The sequence below is a fragment of the Gilliamella sp. LMG 34361 genome (genome assembly GCF_984569075.1).
The window spans coordinates 2,856,764-2,875,754 of record NZ_OZ474903.1 but is presented as its reverse complement, the minus strand read 5'-3'; the positions used below and the strand labels follow the sequence as shown (position 1 = coordinate 2,875,754).

The window sequence follows — 18,991 nt, the reverse complement described above, 5'->3', positions numbered from 1 at the left end:
AGAGCGGGATTGAGTTATGGTTGACTATCAAGGTAAAAAAATTGTTATTATCGGATTAGGTATTACAGGGCTTTCCTGTGTTGACTATTTCCTTGCTCAGAATGTTATTCCGAAAGTAATTGATACTCGTTTGTCGCCGTCTGGATTAGATCAATTAGATGATCGTGTTATTTATCATTTAGGTAATTTTGATGTAGATTGGCTATTTCAAGCTGATCTAATTGTTGCAAGTCCGGGTATCGCCTTATCAACACCTGAGTTGAAAAAAGCGAGCGAAAAAGGTATTGAGATTATTGGTGATATTGAGCTTTTTTGCCGAGAGGTAAATCAACAAAAAAATAAAGAAGTTATTGCTATTACTGGTGCCAATGGAAAAACGACTGTCACTACCTTGGTTGGTGATATCGTCAAATCAGCTGGATTAAAAGTTGGTGTTGGTGGCAATATTGGTGAACCTGCTTTATCGCTATTGAAACAAGATTATGATGTTTATGTGCTTGAATTATCGAGTTTTCAATTAGAAACGACATCAAGCTTACAAGCTTCAGTGGCGACGATTTTGAATATTTCTCAAGACCATATGGATCGTTATCCTCTTGGATTAATGCAATATACAGCAGCTAAGCAACGCATTTATCATAATGCCAAATGTTGTGTAATTAATCATGATGATAAATTAACTATACCAACTAATAATCGTCACTGTGTCTCATTTGGAATGAAGGAGGGTGATTATCATTTAGATGCGAAATGTGAACATCTAATCGCGCAAAATCAGCCGGTTTTATCGACTAAATCAATGAAATTAATCGGCTGTCATAATTATCTAAATGCTTTATCGGCATTAGCTATTGCCGATAATTTGAAAATTGCGCGAGATTCAAGTTTAAAAACCATTGCTAATTTTCAAGGTTTACCTCATCGCTTTGAATTAGTATTTGAAAGTAATGATGTGAAATGGATTAATGATTCTAAAGCAACAAATGTAGGTAGCACAGAAGCTGCATTAAACAGTGTTATATGTAATGGAAAACTATTTCTATTGTTAGGAGGAGATGGAAAATCAGCAGACTTTTCATCCTTGATCCCTTATTTAAAAGAAAGAAATATTGAAGTTTTCTGCTTTGGTCGAGATCGGGATTTACTTGCTAATTTAGTTCCTGACCTCACAACCATTACAGAAACAATGTCTGAATCTATTGAATGTATAGCTAAAAAAGTGGCACCAAAAGATGTTGTGTTACTTTCGCCGGCTTGTGCCAGCTTAGATCAATTCAAAAACTATATTGAACGCGGTAATCTTTTTGCACAACTTGCTAAGCAATATACTCAGCGAGGTGAAAAATGACGCTCTTTGGGATAAGAAAACAAGTTAATCCAAATATACCGTTTGATAACCAATTGCTATGGACGGTGATTGGTTTAATGATATTTGGCTTAATTATGGTGACATCCTCATCCATGGCATTTAGCGAAAATGATCCTTTCTTTTATACCCAACGTGAGTTAATCCAAATTGGGATGTCCCTATTTTTGATGTGTATCACTTTATATATTCCTATGCAACGTTGGCAACAATTTGGATCAGTTTTATTAATCATTTCAATTATTATGTTGATAGTAGTTTTAGGAATTGGTTCTTCAATTAATGGTGCATCGCGTTGGATTCCATTGGGGGTTTTTAACTTTCAGCCAGCAGAGCTTTCTAAGTTATCTTTATTCTTATTTTTAGCTGGTTACTTAGCGCGTAAGTCAGAGGAAGTTCAAAGTGGATTTTGGGGTTTTTTTAAACCTATGGTCGTTATGGCTGTTTTGTCAATTCTGTTACTTAAACAACCTGACCTAGGTACCGTGATTGTATTATTTATGGTAACAATTGGTATCTTATTTATTGCTGGCGCTCAATTATGGCAATTTATTGCAATTTTACTAACAGGGGTTGGTGCAGTTGTTTGCCTTATTTTATATGAGTCTTATCGTTTAACTCGTTTAATGACATTCCTTGATCCATGGCAGGATGCCACAGGCGCTGGTTATCAGTTAGTTGCATCATTAATGGCTATTGGTAATGGTGGTGTAACTGGGCAAGGGATTGGTAACTCTATTTTCAAATTACGTTATCTACCCGAATGTCATACTGATTTTATTTTCTCAATTATTTCGGAGGAGTATGGATATGTCGGGGTTGTTGCTTTATTGGCTTTGCTTTTCTTTCTAACTTTCAAAGCATTAGCAATCGGATATCGAGCATTAAATCAAGGTTCTCAATTTTCAGGTTATTTAGCGTGTGAAATTGGCATTTGGTTTGGTTTTCAGACTTTTGTCAATGTTGGCGTAACATCTGGTATGTTACCTACCAAAGGTTTAACCTTGCCATTTATCAGTTATGGAGGTTCAAGCCTTATTGTAATGAGTATTGCTGTTGCAATATTATTAAGAATAGATTTTGAGTTTAGGCAACAACAAGCTCAAGCAAGAGTAAGGTCAATTAAAAAATGAAAAAGTTATTAGTTATGGCGGGTGGCACTGGTGGACATGTATTTCCTGGGATTGCTGTTGCTCATCATTTAATGAAACAAGGTTGGCAAGTAAGATGGTTAGGAACTGCTGATCGTATGGAAGCACACCTAGTACCTGAAAATGGAATCGAAATTGATTTTATCCAAATATCAGGTCTACGTGGAAAGGGTAAAATGGCTTTATTAAAAGCGCCTTATAAAATATTAAAAGCCGTTTTACAAGCTAGAAAAATCTTAAAAGCTTATCGTCCTGATGTCGTTTTAGGTATGGGTGGATATGTTTCAGGACCCGGTGGAATAGCCGCTAAAAGTTTGGGTATTCCTGTTGTTTTACATGAACAAAATGGTATTGCAGGATTAACTAACAAATATTTGGCTAAAATTGCGACTAAAGTTTTACAAGCTTTTCCAACAGCATTTCCAAACGCTGAAGTAGTTGGAAACCCTGTTCGAAGCGATTTATTAACGATTGAAGAACCCAGTAAAAGATTTAAAAATAGGCAAGGTCCAATTCGAATATTAGTTATGGGTGGGAGTCAAGGGGCTAAAGTAATCAATACTATTGTGCCTCAAGTGATTTCAAAATTGTCTAATAATTTTGTTGTTTGGCATCAGACTGGTAAAGGAATGTTAGATGATGTAATTAAATCCTATCAGAATTGCGACATGACAAATAACCAAGTGACGGAATTTATTACTGATGTTAAAGACGCCTATAGTTGGGCTGATATAGTAATTTGTCGAAGCGGTGCGCTAACAGTAAGTGAAATAGAAGTTGTTGGAATTGGAGCTATTTTCGTGCCATTTATGCATAAAGATCGTCAGCAATTTTGGAATGCAAAATCTTTAGCTGATATCGATGCTGCTAAGATTATTGAACAGCAAGATTTTAATGTTAATTCATTATATCAATCACTTTCAAACTTAAGTCGAGAAGATTTAGTTGAAATGGCTGTAAAAGCGAAAAGTTTATCAATTATAAATTCGACAGAAAGAGTGGCAGAAACACTGATTTCGATGGTAAAATAGCAAATTTATTTATAATTTTAAATAATTATTTTTTTAGATTTTTTGAGATCAAAAATGAATTTATTTAATAAATAATTACCTATTAACTTTTCAAGATCTAAACAAGAAATAAATAACTAGGGGTTTTAGAGTGAATACAAAGGAATTAGCAGAATTAAGAGCAATCATTCCTGAAATGAAACGTGTCAAACATATCCATTTTGTGGGTATTGGTGGTGCGGGTATGGGTGGTATTGCCGAAGTTCTTGCTAATGAAGGATATCAAATTAGTGGTTCTGATATTGCTGAAAATGCAGTAACTCAACATTTAGAAACATTAGGTGCAAAAATTGTTATTGGACATACTGCTGAAAATGTCCTTTGTGCAAGTGTTGTAGTTATCTCATCAGCGATTTCTCAAGATAACATAGAGGTCGTTGCTGCTAGAGAAGCTCGTATCCCCGTGATTCAACGAGCAGAAATGTTAGCAGAATTAATGCGTTTTCGATATGGTATTGCTATTGCAGGAACCCATGGTAAAACGACTACTACAGCAATGGTTACTTCTATTTATGCTGAAGCGAAATTTGATCCAACTTTTGTAAATGGAGGTTTGGTTAAAGCAGCTGGAACTCATGCTAGGTTAGGTAGTAGTCGATATTTTATCGCTGAAGCCGATGAAAGTGATGCTTCGTTTTTACATTTACAGCCTATGGTGTCTATAGTCACTAATATTGAACCTGACCATATGGATACTTATCAAGGAAGTGTTGAAAATCTTAAGCAAACCTTTATCTCTTTTTTACGTAATTTACCTTTTTATGGCTTAGCTGTTATGTGTTACGACGATCCTATTAATCGTGAATTATTACCAGTTGTAGGGCGTAAAATTATTACTTATGGTTTTAGTGAAGAAGCCGATGTTGTTATTAAAAATTACCGTCAAGAAAGAGGAGTTAGTTATTACACAGTTTGTCGACCAGACCATAATGATCTACAAATTGAATTAAATGCACCTGGCAAACATAATGCTCTAAATTCAGCTGCAGCAATTATAACAGCAACTGAAGATGGGATTGATGATGATTCAATTATAAGCGCTTTAGCAAAATTTGCTGGCACTAGCCGTCGCTTCGATTTATTAGGTTTTTTTCCATATGGAAATGGAAAAGATATTATGATGGTTGATGATTATGGTCATCACCCAAGCGAAGTTAATGCCACAATTCAAGCTGCTCGAAATGGTTGGCCAGATCGTCGTTTAGTCATGTTATTTCAACCGCATAGGTATACGCGTACTCGGGATTTATTTGATGATTTTGCTCAGGTTCTTTCTCAAGTCGATGCGCTAGTTATGCTAGATGTGTATTCTGCCGGTGAACAACCTATTACTGGAGCAGATAGCCGATCGCTTTGTCGTTCAATTCGCAATCGAGGAAAGGTTGATCCAATTTATGTTTCTGATTTAGATCTTTTACCTGAAATAATGCAAGAATTATTAAAAGGTGGGGATCTGTTATTAACTCAAGGTGCTGGAAGTGTTGGCCGAGTTGCTCGTCAGTTAGCCAGTAGCCAATTATTTTCAAAAGAGGTTTTATAATAATGGTTGATAAAGTTGCAGTGTTGTATGGTGGAACCTCTGCTGAACGAGAAGTATCATTAAAATCAGGCCGAGCTGTTCTTGCAGGATTACAAGCAAATGGTATTGATGCTCATCTTATTGATACTAAACACCATTGTATAACCAATTTGAAGCAAGAAGGATTTACTAAAGCTTTCATTATTTTACATGGTCGAGGTGGTGAAGATGGTATTACTCAAGCTATTTTAACTTATCAAAGCATTCCTTATACCGGTAGTGATGTTTTGTCATCAGCATTAACCATGGACAAGTTAAAAACAAAACTAGTTTGGAAATCACTTGGTTTACCCGTCGCAAATTATGTTATGGTTGATAAATCACAATCAATTAATATTGATAATATTGTTAAAGAACTTGGATTACCGTTATTTGTTAAACCGAGTCATGAGGGTTCAAGTGTTGGTATGACAAGAGTCAATAAAGCTGACGAATTAAAAGCTGCTATTGACATTGCATTCAAATATGATAATACCGTAATGGTTGAGTCATTTCTAGCGGGTCGTGAGTTTACTGTTGCGATTGTAGGTGAAGAGGTTTTACCTGCAATTTACATTAAACCAGCTACCAATTTTTATGATTATGATGCAAAGTATTTGTCAGATAAAACCCAATACTTCTGTCCAAGCGGACTATCTACTGAAAAAGAACAAGAGATTCGTAAATTAGCTTTAGATGCTTATAAAGCAGTTGGCTGCCGAGGTTGGGGTAGAGTTGATATTATGTTTGATGAAAATGAAAAGCCATATTTACTAGAAGTAAATACAGCTCCAGGTATGACAGATCATAGTTTAGTACCAATGGCTGCAAAAGAGTATGGGTGGTCATTTAGTGAATTGGTTAAACGTATTTTACAACTAGCAATCATATAACTGGCTTTATTTTTATGAAAAAAGTCCGACAAGCAGCGCACAAACGAGAAAATCAGAATAGAAGAAGGTTGCTTGTTTTTCGAAATTCAGAACAAATGTTAGGTTTTTTGTTCTTTATTATAATAATTTGTATTAGTTTTTGGGCGATAAATTGTGTTAAAAACTGGATGGAAGATCCTGATCAGATGGTTTTATCACAATTGACCTTAAGTGGAGAGCATACTTACACAACTGAAGATGATATTCGACAAGCGATATTAGGGTTAGGTTTACCAAATACTTATATTGGACAGGATGTGGACGATATTCAGCAGGAAGTTATGCGATACCCTTGGGTTAAACAAGCAAGTGTACGTAAACAGTGGCCAGATAGGTTGATTGTTTATATTGAAGAATTTAAGCCTGCATTTTATTGGAATGATTTATATTTACTTGATAATGCTGGAAATGTATTTAGTGTGCCGTTAGATCGTTTAGGTGAGTTATCGTTACCTAGACTTTATGGCCCTGAAGGTAAAGCAAAATCCATGTTAGAAACGTATGTTAAGTTAGAAGAAATTTCTAGAAAGTCGGTTAATAATAAGTTTGCATCAGAAATTAAAGCTGCGATAGCTGATGATCGTAATGCTTGGCAATTGATGATTACACAATGTACAGCTGAATTATGTTCTGAAAGTCAGGATATAAAATTGATAATTGGTAGTGAAAAAATACAACAACGGTATCAAAAATTTATCAAATTATTTCCTGAAATACAGTCTAGAATGCCAGCTGATCAAAAAATAACGGCTGCTGATTTACGTTATGAAAACGGCATCTCAGTGCAACGAGAAAAAATATCGCAATAAGGGATAAATAAAGGCTGAAGTATGAAAGCAACAGAGAAAAAATTGGTTGTTGGACTTGAAGTTGGCACATCCAAAGTACTTGCCCTTGTCGGTGAGGTGCTGCCTGATGGCGTGATCAATATTATCGGTGTTGGACATAGCCCATCGAAAGGTGTTGATAAAGGCGGTGTAAACGACCTTGAATCAGTCGTTAAATCAATCCAACGTGCTATTGACCAAGCTGAATTAATGGCTGATTGCCAAATCTCTTCTGTTTACTTGAGCCTATCAGGTAAACACATTTGCTGTCAAAATGAAATTGGCATGGTGCCAATTGCTGATGAAGAAGTGACTGCGGAAGATGTTGAAAATGTAGTCCATACAGCTAAGTCAGTTCGTATATTAGATGAACATCGTATTTTGCACGTTATTGCTCAAGAATATTCTATTGATTTACAAGAAGGCATAAAAAACCCTATTGGATTATCTGGTGTAAGAATGAAAGCAAAAGTTCATTTGGTCACCTGCCATAATGATATGGCAAGAAATATTGTTAAAGCTGTTGAACGTTGTGGTCTAAAAGTTGACCAACTTATTTTCTCAGGGTTGGCATCTAGCTATGCGGTATTGACCGATGATGAAAAAGAACTTGGTGTTTGTGTAATTGATATTGGTGGCGGAACAATGGATGTAACGGTTTATACCGGTGGTGCATTACGTCATTCCGTTGTAATTCCTTATGCAGGTAATGTTGTCACTAGTGATATTGCTTATGCATTTGGTGCACCACCAATGGATGCTGAAAATATTAAAATTCGTTATGGATGTGCAGTTGGTTCATTAGTCGGTAAAGATGAAGTTATTGATGTTCCAAGTGTTGGTGGTCGTCCGTCCCGGTCATTACAACGCCAAACATTGGCTGAAGTTATTGAACCTAGGTATTCAGAACTTTTATCGTTAGTTCAAAAAGAAATACTAGTTTTACAAGATGAGCTTAAGAAACAAAATGTGAAATATCAATTGGCGGCAGGAATCGTTTTAACGGGTGGTGCTGCTCAAATTAAAGGTATGGTTGAATGTGCTGAAAAAGTATTTCAAAATCAAGTACGTATTGGCCAACCTTTGAATATTTCAGGATTAACTGATTATGTACAAAAACCATATTGCTCAACAACCGTGGGGTTATTGCACTATGGAAAACAAAGTTTATTAAATGATGATGCTAAAGATAGCAATAAATCATCATTAAAAGGGATAGCTAAAAAATTGACCAGTTGGTTTAAAAAAGAATTTTAGCTAATATATTTAATAACTTCGTAGACATTGTAGCTGGATATCTGTACAATGTTCATAGATCTTAAATTTGGAGATAAGTTATGTTTGAGCCTATGGTTGCGGATGATGAGTCAGCAGCAGTCATTAAAGTTATTGGTGTCGGTGGCGGCGGCGGTAATGCTGTTGAGCATATGATTGCTGAACATATTGAAGGCGTTGAATTTTTTGCAGCGAATACTGATGCACAAGCATTGAAAAGAATTAAAGTTGGTCAAACTATCCAAATCGGTAATAATGTAACTAAAGGACTTGGTGCTGGAGCTAATCCAGAAGTGGGAAGGAATTCAGCAGAAGAAGATCGTGATATTATTCGTAGTGCGATTGAAGGTGCCGACATGGTATTCATCGCAGCCGGAATGGGGGGGGGGACTGGAACAGGAGCAGCTCCAGTTGTTGCAGAAATAGCTAAAGAACTTGGTATTTTAACTGTTGCAGTTGTAACAAAGCCTTTTGGATTTGAAGGTAAAAAACGTATGGCTTTTGCTGAGCAAGGCATTGCTGAATTAGCTAAACACGTTGACTCTCTTATCACAATTCCAAATGACAAATTATTAAAAGTACTAGGCCGTGGCGTTAAGTTATTAGATGCTTTTGCTGCTGCTAACGGTGTTTTAAAAGGTGCTGTACAAGGTATTGCCGAATTAATTACTAAACCAGGTCATATCAACGTTGACTTTGCAGACGTTAGAACGGTAATGTCTGAAATGGGTTATGCGATGATGGGTTCTGGTTGTGCTAGTGGTGATAACCGTGCTGAAGAAGCCGCTGAAATGGCTATTTCAAGTCCACTACTTGAAGACATTGATTTATCCGGTGCTCGTGGTGTTTTAGTTAATGTCACAGCTGGTCTTGATCTTGGTTTAGAAGAATTTGAAACGGTTGGTAGCACGGTTAGAGCTTTTGCTTCTGACAATGCAACTGTAGTTGTGGGTACAACATTTGATCCTGACATGTCTGATGAAATTCGTGTTACAGTAGTTGCTACGGGTATCGGTATGGATAAACGTCCTGAAGTTAAAATTACTAAACCAGCGACATCACATAGTTCATTATTTGGCCAGGCAAATCATATACCACAAGAACAAGAGGAACCAATGCCTAAGGTTGTTAATGAGCCAGCAGTTTCTCCTCTGGAAGAGCATAAAATTTTAGATATTCCTGCGTTTATTCGTAAGCAGGCCAATTAGTATAGAACTTATTTGATTTTTTATTGTCTAACGTGTAATAAAAGCAAATAAAAACAGTAGGTGCGAAGTGAAACAAAGAACCTTAAAAAAGACAATTCAAGCAACGGGCGTCGGTTTACATACTGGCAAAAAAGTTACTTTGACATTACGTCCTGCGCCAGAAAACACAGGTGTTATTTATCGTCGTACAGATTTAAATCCGTATGTTGATTTTCCTGTAAATGCTAAATCAGTGCGTGACACGATGCTTTGTACCTGTTTAGTTAATGAGGATAATGTTCGTATTTCAACTGTCGAGCATATTAATTCAGCATTAGCAGGGCTTGGTATCGATAATATTATTATTGAAGTAAATGCACCGGAAATTCCAATTATGGATGGTAGTGCAAGCCCATTCGTTTACTTGTTATTAGATGCTGGTATTACTGAACAAAATGCGCTGAAAAAGTTCTTACGAATTAAAGAAACGGTTCGTGTTGAAAATGGTGATAAATGGGCAGAAGTAAGACCATATAGTGGTTTTCGTTTAGATTTCACTATTGATTTTCGTCATCCAGCTATTGATAACAGTTCACAACGTTATCAATTGGATTTTTCTTCTGAGTCTTTTATTCGCCAAATTAGCCGTGCAAGAACTTTTGGTTTTATGCGTGATATTGAAGCATTGCAATCTAAAGGTTTATGTTTAGGTGGTAGCTTAGACTGTGCAATTGTTGTTGACGATTATAAAGTTCTTAATGAAGATGGTCTTCGTTTCGAAGATGAATTTGTGCGTCATAAAATGCTAGATACTATTGGTGACTTATATATGAGTGGTCACAATATGATTGGTGAAGTTGTTTGTTATAAATCAGGACATGCCCTGAATAACCAACTATTGCAAGCGTTACTAGCTAAACAAGATGCTTGGCAATACGTTACCTTTGATGAAGAACAAAATGTTCCAGTTGCTTTAGGTACAAAACAACTTGTTTTAGCATAAGCAATTAAAATTGTATAATAAATGTACTAACGCTTCCGGTTCGGAGGCGTTTTTTATTTTATAATCATGAGATAGTTATATGAATAACAGTCATTTTTTTGCTCATTTATCACGTTTAAAATTGATTAATCGTTGGCCCTTAATGCGTAATGTGAGAACTGAAAACGTATCAGAGCATAGTCTTCAAGTTGCATTTGTTGCACATGCTTTATCGATAATTAAAAACAAACGATTTAATGGCAATGTTAATCCAGAACGTATAGCGCTATTGGCGATGTATCATGACGCATCTGAAGTATTAACAGGGGATTTACCTACACCAACTAAATATTACAATCCGCAAATCACCTGTGAATATAAAAAGATTGAAAAAATCGCTCAGCATAAACTGATTAATATGTTGCCAACAGAGTTGCAAGATGATTTTAAAATACTAATTGATGACGATTATTATGATGAAACTGAAAAAAGTATTGTAAAACAGGCGGATGCACTGTGTGCTTATCTTAAAACAATTGAAGAACTTAGTGCAGGTAATAATGAGTTTAAACTAGCAGAACAACGTCTGAAAAAAACATTGTCAGAACGAAATACCCCAGAAATGGATTACTTTTTAAAAGTATTTGTTCCAAGTTTCAGTTTATCTTTAGATGAAATTACGATGGATAAATAGTTTTATCCAATAGGTTAATTATTTTCTAATATCAATTATTTTTGATAAATATAACGTTTTACTGGACGACCAATTGGTAGATAAGTTAAATGACTTTCTATTTCACCTAATTCTTCCAAATAATCAAGGTATTTCTTAACCGATATCCTGGATAAGGGGATTAATTCAATGATATCGCTCATGGAAAAATCTTGTTGATAATTGATAATAACACCACGTACTGACTGTAAAGTTTTAGCATCGATGCCCTTGGGTAATCGATTTACAATATTAAAATTTTTAGTAAAAATACGATCATCTAATTGGTTTTGATCAAGTATTTCGGCAGATGATAATAGTCGAATTCGTTCTTGATAAGAAATCAAAGCTGTACGAAACCTCTGAAAAGTGAAGGGTTTAACAATATAATCAATGACTCCTAAACGTAATGCTGTTTGGATGTCATTGGTATTGCATGCGGCAGTCACCATAATGATATCTATTTTAGGGTAACTAATTCGAATATATTTGAGCAGATCAAGACCATTTAGTTTTGGCATAAAAACATCAAGCAATAATAGATCAATATGATTATCATGAATAAAATGTAGTGCTTGTTCTCCATTAGTGACAGTTGTTGCTAAATTAAAGCCAGGAAGCATTTGCAAATATTTTTTATTGAGCTCAGCTACCATTGGATCATCTTCTACAATTAAAACTTCTACCATATGACTATTTCTTCCTATAAATCTCTTTTAGTGGTAATAATACCTTAAAGCAAGTCCCTTTTTTATTATCAGAATCACATAATTGAATTTGTCCATCCAACTCATCAATACTAGCTAACACTAAATAAAGTCCAAATCCACGATTATCGCCTTTCGTTGAATAACCTTTTTGAAAAATATACTGAATATCATTTTCCGAAATACCTTCGCCATTATCATTAATTTCAATTTCGAAGTTGTTGTTATCAATGACTAAACTCACTTTGATCTGTTTATCATCCAAAAATTGGACAGCATCAAGACCATTATCAATTAAATTTCCAAGTATTGTCACTAAACTATGTGTCACAGACGTATCTGTTATTGGTGCTAGAGTACCATCAATATTGAATGCTAATGTTACATTTAGTTCACGTGCCCGACTAAATTTACTATTTAAAAATCCGGCAATAATTGGATCTTTAATATATTGACTAACTAGTTTAGATTCAGCTTGTTGATTACCGATAATTTCCTCAAGATAATCAATTAATTCTAATTTATTATCATTAAATGCCAAACCATAAATGACATGTAATTTGTTATTAAATTCATGAGATTGTGAACGTAAAGCATCAGCATAACGATTAACACCAGTTAAATTTTCAGCCAGTTTACGAACTTCTGTCATATCTCTAAATGAGGCAATAGCACCAACTAAAGCATTGTTAACGAATAACGGGGTTCGATTGGTTAGTATTACAACACCATTGATATTTTGTTCACAGTCATATTGAGCATTACCACTCATCATAACTTCATATAGTCGAGTATTTGGAATAAAGTCACCAACAGGAAAACCAATAATATTTCCTTTATCTTTTTTGATGCGTAAAATTCTAATAGCTTCATCGTTGATTTGAGTGATTAAACCATCGCGATTGATTACCACAATTCCTTCTTTTACCGTTCGAATAATGGCATTTCGCTCTGCAAATAATTGCGCTATCTGAATTGGCTCAAGATCGTATAAAATCTTCTTTATATTGCGAGATAGCAAATAGGCTAAAAGAATGGCTATGGATAACGAAGCAAATAAAGATAACCAAATCGGCTGGCTTGTTCTTGACGCTAGATAATTAATTTTTTGTAAAGTCTGACCAACTAAAACAGCACCAATTTGCTGATTTTTATCATTCATGATCGGCTTAAATGCTCGAACAGAATCGCCTAACGTACCTTTTGCAATGGAAGTATAAGACTCACCATTTAATGCGCGTTGTTCATCACCACCTACAATAGTTTGACCGATTTTATTTTCATCGGGATGTGAATATCTTACTCCTTGCATATTGAAAATCACAATAAAATCGGTTTGCGTTAATTCTCTGGATTGTTCTGTTTTTGCCTGAATGGAGGCGATATTTTGCGGCGTTGGGTTCTGTATTTCTTTGATAATAAATTGTGATGTAGAGATAATATTGGCAATATTCTCGACTCGTTGGCGAGAATTAATTAGATATTCATTATTTACCACATGAACAATATAAATATTTTGGGCAATAACCGAAAGTATAAACACCAAGCAAATTAAGCTTATCAACTTAACTTTAAGAGGTAATTTGTTAAATAAATATCTCATTATCATTTGCTATATAAAAAACGATCCGCAACTATCATAACTGATTAATTAAGAAAACCTACTAATAAATTCCGTATTAGTAGGTTTTTAGATGATTCAATAAATTATTAAACGTTCATCATTGTTTAGCAGCATTTTTTACACTTTCGGCAACTACTTTAGCCACATTTGGTTCGAATGCGTCCGGCAATATACAATTAACCGACAGTTTCTCTGGCGTAATAATGTTGGCTAAGCCTTTGGCCGCCGCAAGTTGCATGGCTAATGTAATATTTTTGGCTCTAGCATCTAAAGCACCTCTAAATATGCCTGGAAATGCTAAGACATTATTGATTTGATTTGGATAATCACTGCGCCCCGTACCGACAATATAAGCACCTGCTGCTTTAGCTTCATCTGGAAATATCTCTGGTGTTGGATTTGCCATGGCAAAAATAATCGATTTTTCCGCCATCGTTTTAACCCAATCTGCTTTTAATACTCCCGGAGCCGACACACCAATAAACACATCAGCTCCGTTAACAGCATCTTGTAGAGTACCTTTTTGTTTATTCTTATTGGTTCTTTTTGCCATAGCTAAATGGTGTGGTGGCAAAGAAAGATCATCTTCGGATAATATTCCAATTTTATCGACAATTTTAAGATCATTTACCCCTGCGGCTAATAACATATCGGCGATCGCTAAACCAGCAGCACCACCACCATTAATTACCACTTTGGCCGATTCTATAGATTTACCTGCAACTTTAAGTGCATTATATAGTGCTGCTAATACCACTATTGCGGTGCCATGTTGATCATCATGGAATACGGGAATATCTAATAGATCTTGCAATCGTTTTTCAATTTCAAAACATCTTGGCGCACTGATATCCTCTAAATTGATACCGCCAAATGAAGGTGCTAATGCTGCAATATGTTTGACTAGCTCATCTGGATCTTGGGTATTAATTGATAAAGGAATGGCGTCTACATTAGCAAATTGTTTGAATAAAATTGCCTTACCTTCCATGACAGGAATAGCTGCTTCTGGTCCAATATTTCCTAATCCCAAAACAGCAGAACCATCCGTGATAACTGCAACCAAATTACGTTTACTGGTATATTCATAAACTGCTTCGGGATTTTTAGCAATTTCAGTACACACCGCTGCAACGCCTGGTGTATAAGCAACACTAAGATCTGCCATTGAATTAACGGGGACTTTCGAATGAGTCTCAAATTTACCATGCATTTGTTTACTGATTGCTAACGCTTTTTCTTGTACTGTTGTCATAATTCTTACCTTTTTATATATTTACTCTATGTTTGATATTTCGTGACATTAAATCAATGCTTATATTAAATTGTTTATCAATCGGCTAATTGATTCTTTTTTTATAAAATTACATATGCAAATAACGCATTAGTGCCGTTGTGCATATCACCATTAAGGCCCCGCCTAAACGTGTTGCAACTTGGGCAAAAGGCATTAAGTTCATTCTATTTGCTGTAGAAAGTATCGCTACGTCACCAGTTCCTCCCATACCACTTTGGCAAGATGAAATAATGGATGCTTCAACTGGATACATTTTTAAAAAGAAGCTACAGACAAATCCAGTCATCGAAACTGTGAAAACAATCGCGATAATGGTAATAAAATATGGGATAGTTAATACCTTAACCACACTTTCTAAATCAATGTAAAGTAGACCTAAACCAGCCATTAATGGGAAGGTAAAATTGCCGGAAATAAATTTGTACCATTGTTGACTGCCGCGTTCGACACTTGCTGGTAATAGACGAAAATACTTAACCACAGCGGTTGCAATAATCATCAAAACAGGGCCAGGGAAATGAGTTACTTTTTCTAAAATCATACCAAAAATAAATAGCGTCGATAAAGTCATTACCGCGCCACTCATTGCTCTTGCATCAAGTGGAGTCTTATCGTCTTTTAACGCTTCAGCTAAACCATCAAACTCAATTTTTACTAACTGACCATGACCACTCAAGTGTGGTTTAACTTCACCGATTCGGCTCATAATCGCTGTAAAAGTGATTGCAAAAAAGTTACCCACGACAGTTGCAGGAATTAATGCACTAACAAAGGTATTATAATCTTGATTAAGAATGTTGCTGTAAGCATTGGAAAGTTGTAAAACACCTTCACCAATTCCTCCCGCCATTACAGGTGAAACGGTATAAAAAAAGGCATGTTCCCAATCATCTCCAAAAGCGACAGCAACAGAAACACCAACTAATGCAGCCAAGCACATACCTAATAACATCGGAATCATCATTCGAATAAAGCCTTGAACTAAAATGACTCGATGCATACCGAGAATACTACCACACACTAAACTGGCAATATAAAAGAGTAAAAAATTAGAATCCTTCATTAACATCTTGGCTGCTGATAAGGTATTTTCATCAAAAACATGGTAGTAAACCAATAATGAAGGAACAATAAGTGATAATATGGCAGGAGCACCAAATTTTTTAAAAAATGGAATATTCTGCCCTACAGTTCCTAAAAACCAACCTAAAGGTAATATCACTGCAAAACCACCAATTAGGGTTTTAGGTAGCATATCTAATTGCGCTGCAATAATAACGATAATGGAACAGACTAGAAATAGGGGAAGGGGCAGCGAACCTATATACATTTTGTTTTCTTTTATATCTTGAAGCATGCTCATAACTAAACCTCTTTATGTTTTTATAGTACATATGCAGTATAGTTAGGCTGATAGAAATCAGAAGAATAGGAAAGTTAACAAACTAATTATGTAATTAATGTAAGTTCATTATGAATTTTATTATTGATTTATAATGGTTTTTATATTGAAGAGATCTTTAAAATGACAAAATTAGTAATGACTAATTTATAAGTATGATTTTTATAAAACACTATCGAAAAATGATTCAATAAGTCATTTTTGAACGATTTTTAAACTCAAAAACCCCGTTCCTCAACTTTTTTATTGAGGAATGGGGTTTTATTAACGTAATAAGCAAGCTTGAATTTTATCGACTTCTTTATTTAGTGCTTCAATAACTAAGTCTGGATGAGCTCTTTCTATGGTTTTTACATTTTCAAAACCGTCGTTTCCAATAGAGCTGGTATATTGTTGGGCTTGTTTAATATTGCTAAATAAATAGTAGATATTTTTGGCCTTGCGCGTTGTTGTTAAGGTATAACTGACAAAATATTTAGATTGCGATTGATAATTGGTAACAGCATTGGCAACAATATTATTACCTTCAACTAATTTGATGGTATCTCCACCATTGATAGTAATAGCTTGTTGCATGGGCATATTATAATACGGCCACCATGCTGAACCTAAATAGTTTTCACTGCTCAAAACTACTGGGCTATTATCAAGTTCTTGCGCAATACAGAGTGATAATGAAGAATGAAGTACGGTAATAGGTCGAGAAGTGCTATATTTATTTATAATATCTGTTCCAGAAGAGTTTTGTGTGATTTCTATATCTTTATTTTGATAGATTGACAGCATTTTGTGAGAAGCACAACCAGTAAGCAAGATGATTAAAACAGTAAAACCAATTAACTTTCTCATAACTCATCCTTCTTTGTTTGACTAGTTTAATTCTATATGGTTATACAAGGATTTACTAGTATTTAGAATAGAAGGATTTAAATATTTTTTCATTATAAAAAATATCAGAAAAAATACTATTTATTATGTCGAATTGGATATGATTTTGGCAGGAAAATGAGAAAAGTTTATCCTTCTCTCATTTTAATTATTAATCTTCTTTACCACGAATTTTCCGTGATAATCGTTTAAATCCGTGCGTAAATTTTTTAATGGCCATCGCCATAACGGGTACTTTTATTTTAATACCAAACCGTTCGCGTAATTCGATTGCATCATTAGCTTTAGTAAGCCAAATAAAACCAGAGTTGGTTAAGTCGATAGCTTTAATTTTGCCGTCTGGAGTTAAAATAAAGTTACCTCCATGAACATCATTCGAAACTAGATTATAGCTATGTAACTTCTCAATACAGTTTTTTATTTGTTCACTATAGGTTTTCATCTCTTCCCATTTTAAAGAGCGACCTTCAATAAAATTGAAAATCATATAATGGCGTTTAGTCACTTTATCAAATGCAACCAGATAAAGTTCATAAGCAATATCACATTTGTCTAAAGCGATTTTGGCTAACTTATGAATTAAATTGAAATAAAAATCACCAGTAAGTTTGGCAATCAAACGACGCTCTAAGCGGTGTTCAACCCCGCCATCAATTTTAAAAATGAATTTGCTTTGACCGTGATCGATTAAATAGGTATATCGCTCAATTCTATCACTTGGATCGAGTAATTCATGATGGCCTTCTTCTGCCAAAAATTGGTCAAAAAGGTCTAGATAATTGATTTCATCGTTTTCAACGTAGGCAAATTTCATGTTGCCACGTTCAATTTCAATAATTTTTGCAAAGTTATTCAAATTTTGTCGTCCTAAGATAGATCAAAAAAATTAAGTTATCTTAAACATTATCCCCATTAAAGTAAATCCATCAACCCTATTAAAATAAACAACAAAGCTTTATCTAGTGGTAGTTTTTAACAATAGTTATTTTTAAATTAATCATAGATGGATTTATAACTTGCGATTTTAAGTTATAAATATTTCATTAATAAAATTAACCACTACTTTTTAATTGCAAGATCACGTTATTTCTTCAATAATTACATGTTCTTATTGAATAAGAATTATAGAAAAAACCTTAATTTATCCAAGTTCAGCAGACAACCATAAGATATAAAATTGTGATACTTCTCACAATTTTAATAATTTATAGATGTATATAGTTGTACATGGTTGTCTATGGATGTATATTTAACTTAACCAATATTTGAGGTAACAAATGCATATAAATAAATTTTCTAGCACACCACTGTATGTACAAGTGAAAGAGTGGATCAGAAATCAGATATATCGAAAAGATTTAAAGTCTGGAGATAGAATTCCTTCTGAAAATGAAATTATGAATATTCTCTCTGTTAGTCGTGGCACGGTTAGAAAAGCGGTTGAATTACTTATTAATGAATCAGTTTTGGAACAGATTCAAGGTAAAGGGACTTATGTTAAAGCTGAAAATATATCTTATCAATTAGGTTATGGTTTACAGTCATTTGCAGAATCACTAGAAATGCAACATGTTAAATTCACAACAGAAGTGATTACCAAACGAGTTGAGAAAGCCAATGAATATATTAGCGGCAAATTACAAATCCCAGTTAATTCTAATATTTTTTATATGGAACGAGTACGAAGTGTTAATGGCGAAAAAATTATGTTTATTGAAAATAGAATCAATTTGTCTTTATGTCCTGAAATAGAACATGTCGATTTTACAAAACATAGTTTATTTAGTGAATTAGAGCGAATTACTCAAAAGAAAATTGATCACTCGGAATGTCGTTATTCAGCTCGAGTGGTAGGCAAAGAACGGGCAGATATATTAAATATTAGTGATATATCTCCAGTTCTTCATTTAGAACAATTAGTTTTCTTTGATGACGGTCATCCAATCGAATTTGGAAATGTCTGGTTAAAGTCAAATGTTAACTACTTGGGGACAACACTTAGACGAAAGTAGG

17 protein-coding genes are annotated in these 18,991 nt (G+C 34.6%); 11 read left to right on the top strand and 6 right to left on the bottom strand.

Going from position 1 to position 18,991, the window contains the following annotated elements; translation table 11 throughout:
- The first annotated feature begins 16 nt into the window (after positions 1-16).
- The 10 genes from murD (at position 17) to yfbR (ending at position 11,042) form a co-directional block, all read left to right on the top strand.
- Complete coding sequence (gene murD, locus AC5LXI_RS13385) at positions 17-1,348, top strand: UDP-N-acetylmuramoyl-L-alanine--D-glutamate ligase (RefSeq protein WP_493442786.1); 1,332 nt, start codon at positions 17-19, stop codon at positions 1,346-1,348.
- Positions 1,345-2,499 (top strand): cell division protein FtsW, encoded by a 1,155-nt coding sequence (gene ftsW, locus AC5LXI_RS13380; RefSeq protein WP_493442785.1) that lies wholly within the window; start codon positions 1,345-1,347, stop codon positions 2,497-2,499. Before murD ends, ftsW begins: the two co-directional genes overlap by 4 nt.
- On the top strand, positions 2,496-3,548 hold the full coding sequence (gene murG / locus AC5LXI_RS13375; RefSeq protein WP_493442784.1) for an undecaprenyldiphospho-muramoylpentapeptide beta-N-acetylglucosaminyltransferase: 1,053 nt from the start codon (positions 2,496-2,498) through the stop codon (positions 3,546-3,548). The genes ftsW and murG overlap by 4 nt, the downstream gene beginning before the upstream one ends.
- A 130-nt stretch (positions 3,549-3,678) precedes the next feature.
- Entirely contained in the window at positions 3,679-5,127 is a 1,449-nt protein-coding gene (murC, locus tag AC5LXI_RS13370; protein ID WP_493442783.1) for a UDP-N-acetylmuramate--L-alanine ligase, read from the top strand.
- A 2-nt stretch (positions 5,128-5,129) separates the two neighbouring features.
- Positions 5,130-6,038: a D-alanine--D-alanine ligase gene (locus AC5LXI_RS13365; protein ID WP_493442782.1), complete on the top strand. Its 909-nt coding sequence runs from the start codon at positions 5,130-5,132 to the stop codon at positions 6,036-6,038.
- Between the two features lie 14 nt (positions 6,039-6,052).
- Complete coding sequence (locus AC5LXI_RS13360; RefSeq protein ID WP_493442781.1) at positions 6,053-6,886, top strand: cell division protein FtsQ/DivIB; 834 nt, start codon at positions 6,053-6,055, stop codon at positions 6,884-6,886.
- Positions 6,887-6,907: 21 nt separating this feature from the next.
- Positions 6,908-8,161, top strand: coding sequence for a cell division protein FtsA (gene ftsA / locus AC5LXI_RS13355; protein WP_493442780.1), 1,254 nt, complete (start codon positions 6,908-6,910; stop codon positions 8,159-8,161).
- 80 nt (positions 8,162-8,241) lie between these two features.
- Positions 8,242-9,387, top strand: a complete 1,146-nt coding sequence (ftsZ, locus tag AC5LXI_RS13350; RefSeq protein WP_493442779.1) for a cell division protein FtsZ — start codon at positions 8,242-8,244, stop codon at positions 9,385-9,387.
- A gap of 67 nt (positions 9,388-9,454) precedes the next feature.
- Positions 9,455-10,369, top strand: coding sequence for a UDP-3-O-acyl-N-acetylglucosamine deacetylase (gene lpxC / locus AC5LXI_RS13345; RefSeq protein ID WP_493442778.1), 915 nt, complete (start codon positions 9,455-9,457; stop codon positions 10,367-10,369).
- A gap of 79 nt (positions 10,370-10,448) precedes the next feature.
- Positions 10,449-11,042 carry a 5'-deoxynucleotidase gene (yfbR, locus tag AC5LXI_RS13340; RefSeq protein ID WP_493442777.1) on the top strand — a complete coding sequence of 198 codons (594 nt, stop codon included), beginning with the start codon at positions 10,449-10,451 and terminating at the stop codon, positions 11,040-11,042.
- A 35-nt stretch (positions 11,043-11,077) separates the two neighbouring features.
- Here yfbR and AC5LXI_RS13335 read toward each other — a convergent pair whose 3' ends face one another.
- From AC5LXI_RS13335 to AC5LXI_RS13310, 6 genes are all read right to left on the bottom strand, one after another.
- A complete protein-coding gene (locus AC5LXI_RS13335; protein ID WP_493442776.1) occupies positions 11,078-11,749 on the bottom strand; it encodes a response regulator in 672 nt (223 codons plus the stop codon).
- A 4-nt stretch (positions 11,750-11,753) separates the two neighbouring features.
- Positions 11,754-13,370, bottom strand: coding sequence for a DcuS/MalK family sensor histidine kinase (gene dcuS / locus AC5LXI_RS13330; protein WP_493442775.1), 1,617 nt, complete (start codon positions 13,368-13,370; stop codon positions 11,754-11,756).
- Positions 13,371-13,488: 118 nt separating this feature from the next.
- A complete protein-coding gene (locus tag AC5LXI_RS13325) occupies positions 13,489-14,646 on the bottom strand; it encodes an NAD(P)-dependent malic enzyme (RefSeq protein WP_493442774.1) in 1,158 nt (385 codons plus the stop codon).
- Between the two features lie 109 nt (positions 14,647-14,755).
- Positions 14,756-16,051 carry a 2-hydroxycarboxylate transporter family protein gene (locus AC5LXI_RS13320; protein WP_493442773.1) on the bottom strand — a complete coding sequence of 432 codons (1,296 nt, stop codon included), beginning with the start codon at positions 16,049-16,051 and terminating at the stop codon, positions 14,756-14,758.
- A gap of 303 nt (positions 16,052-16,354) precedes the next feature.
- A complete protein-coding gene (locus AC5LXI_RS13315; protein WP_493442772.1) occupies positions 16,355-16,939 on the bottom strand; it encodes a hypothetical protein in 585 nt (194 codons plus the stop codon).
- A 190-nt stretch (positions 16,940-17,129) separates the two neighbouring features.
- The gene (locus AC5LXI_RS13310) at positions 17,130-17,834 is read right to left on the bottom strand and encodes a lipopolysaccharide core heptose(II) kinase RfaY (RefSeq protein ID WP_493442771.1); all 705 of its coding nucleotides are present in this window, start codon (positions 17,832-17,834) and stop codon (positions 17,130-17,132) included.
- Positions 17,835-18,255: 421 nt separating this feature from the next.
- Here AC5LXI_RS13310 and AC5LXI_RS13305 point away from each other — a divergent pair, with 421 nt between their 5' ends.
- Positions 18,256-18,990 (top strand): GntR family transcriptional regulator, encoded by a 735-nt coding sequence (locus tag AC5LXI_RS13305; RefSeq protein WP_493442770.1) that lies wholly within the window; start codon positions 18,256-18,258, stop codon positions 18,988-18,990.
- The last annotated feature ends 1 nt before the right edge of the window (position 18,991 follow it).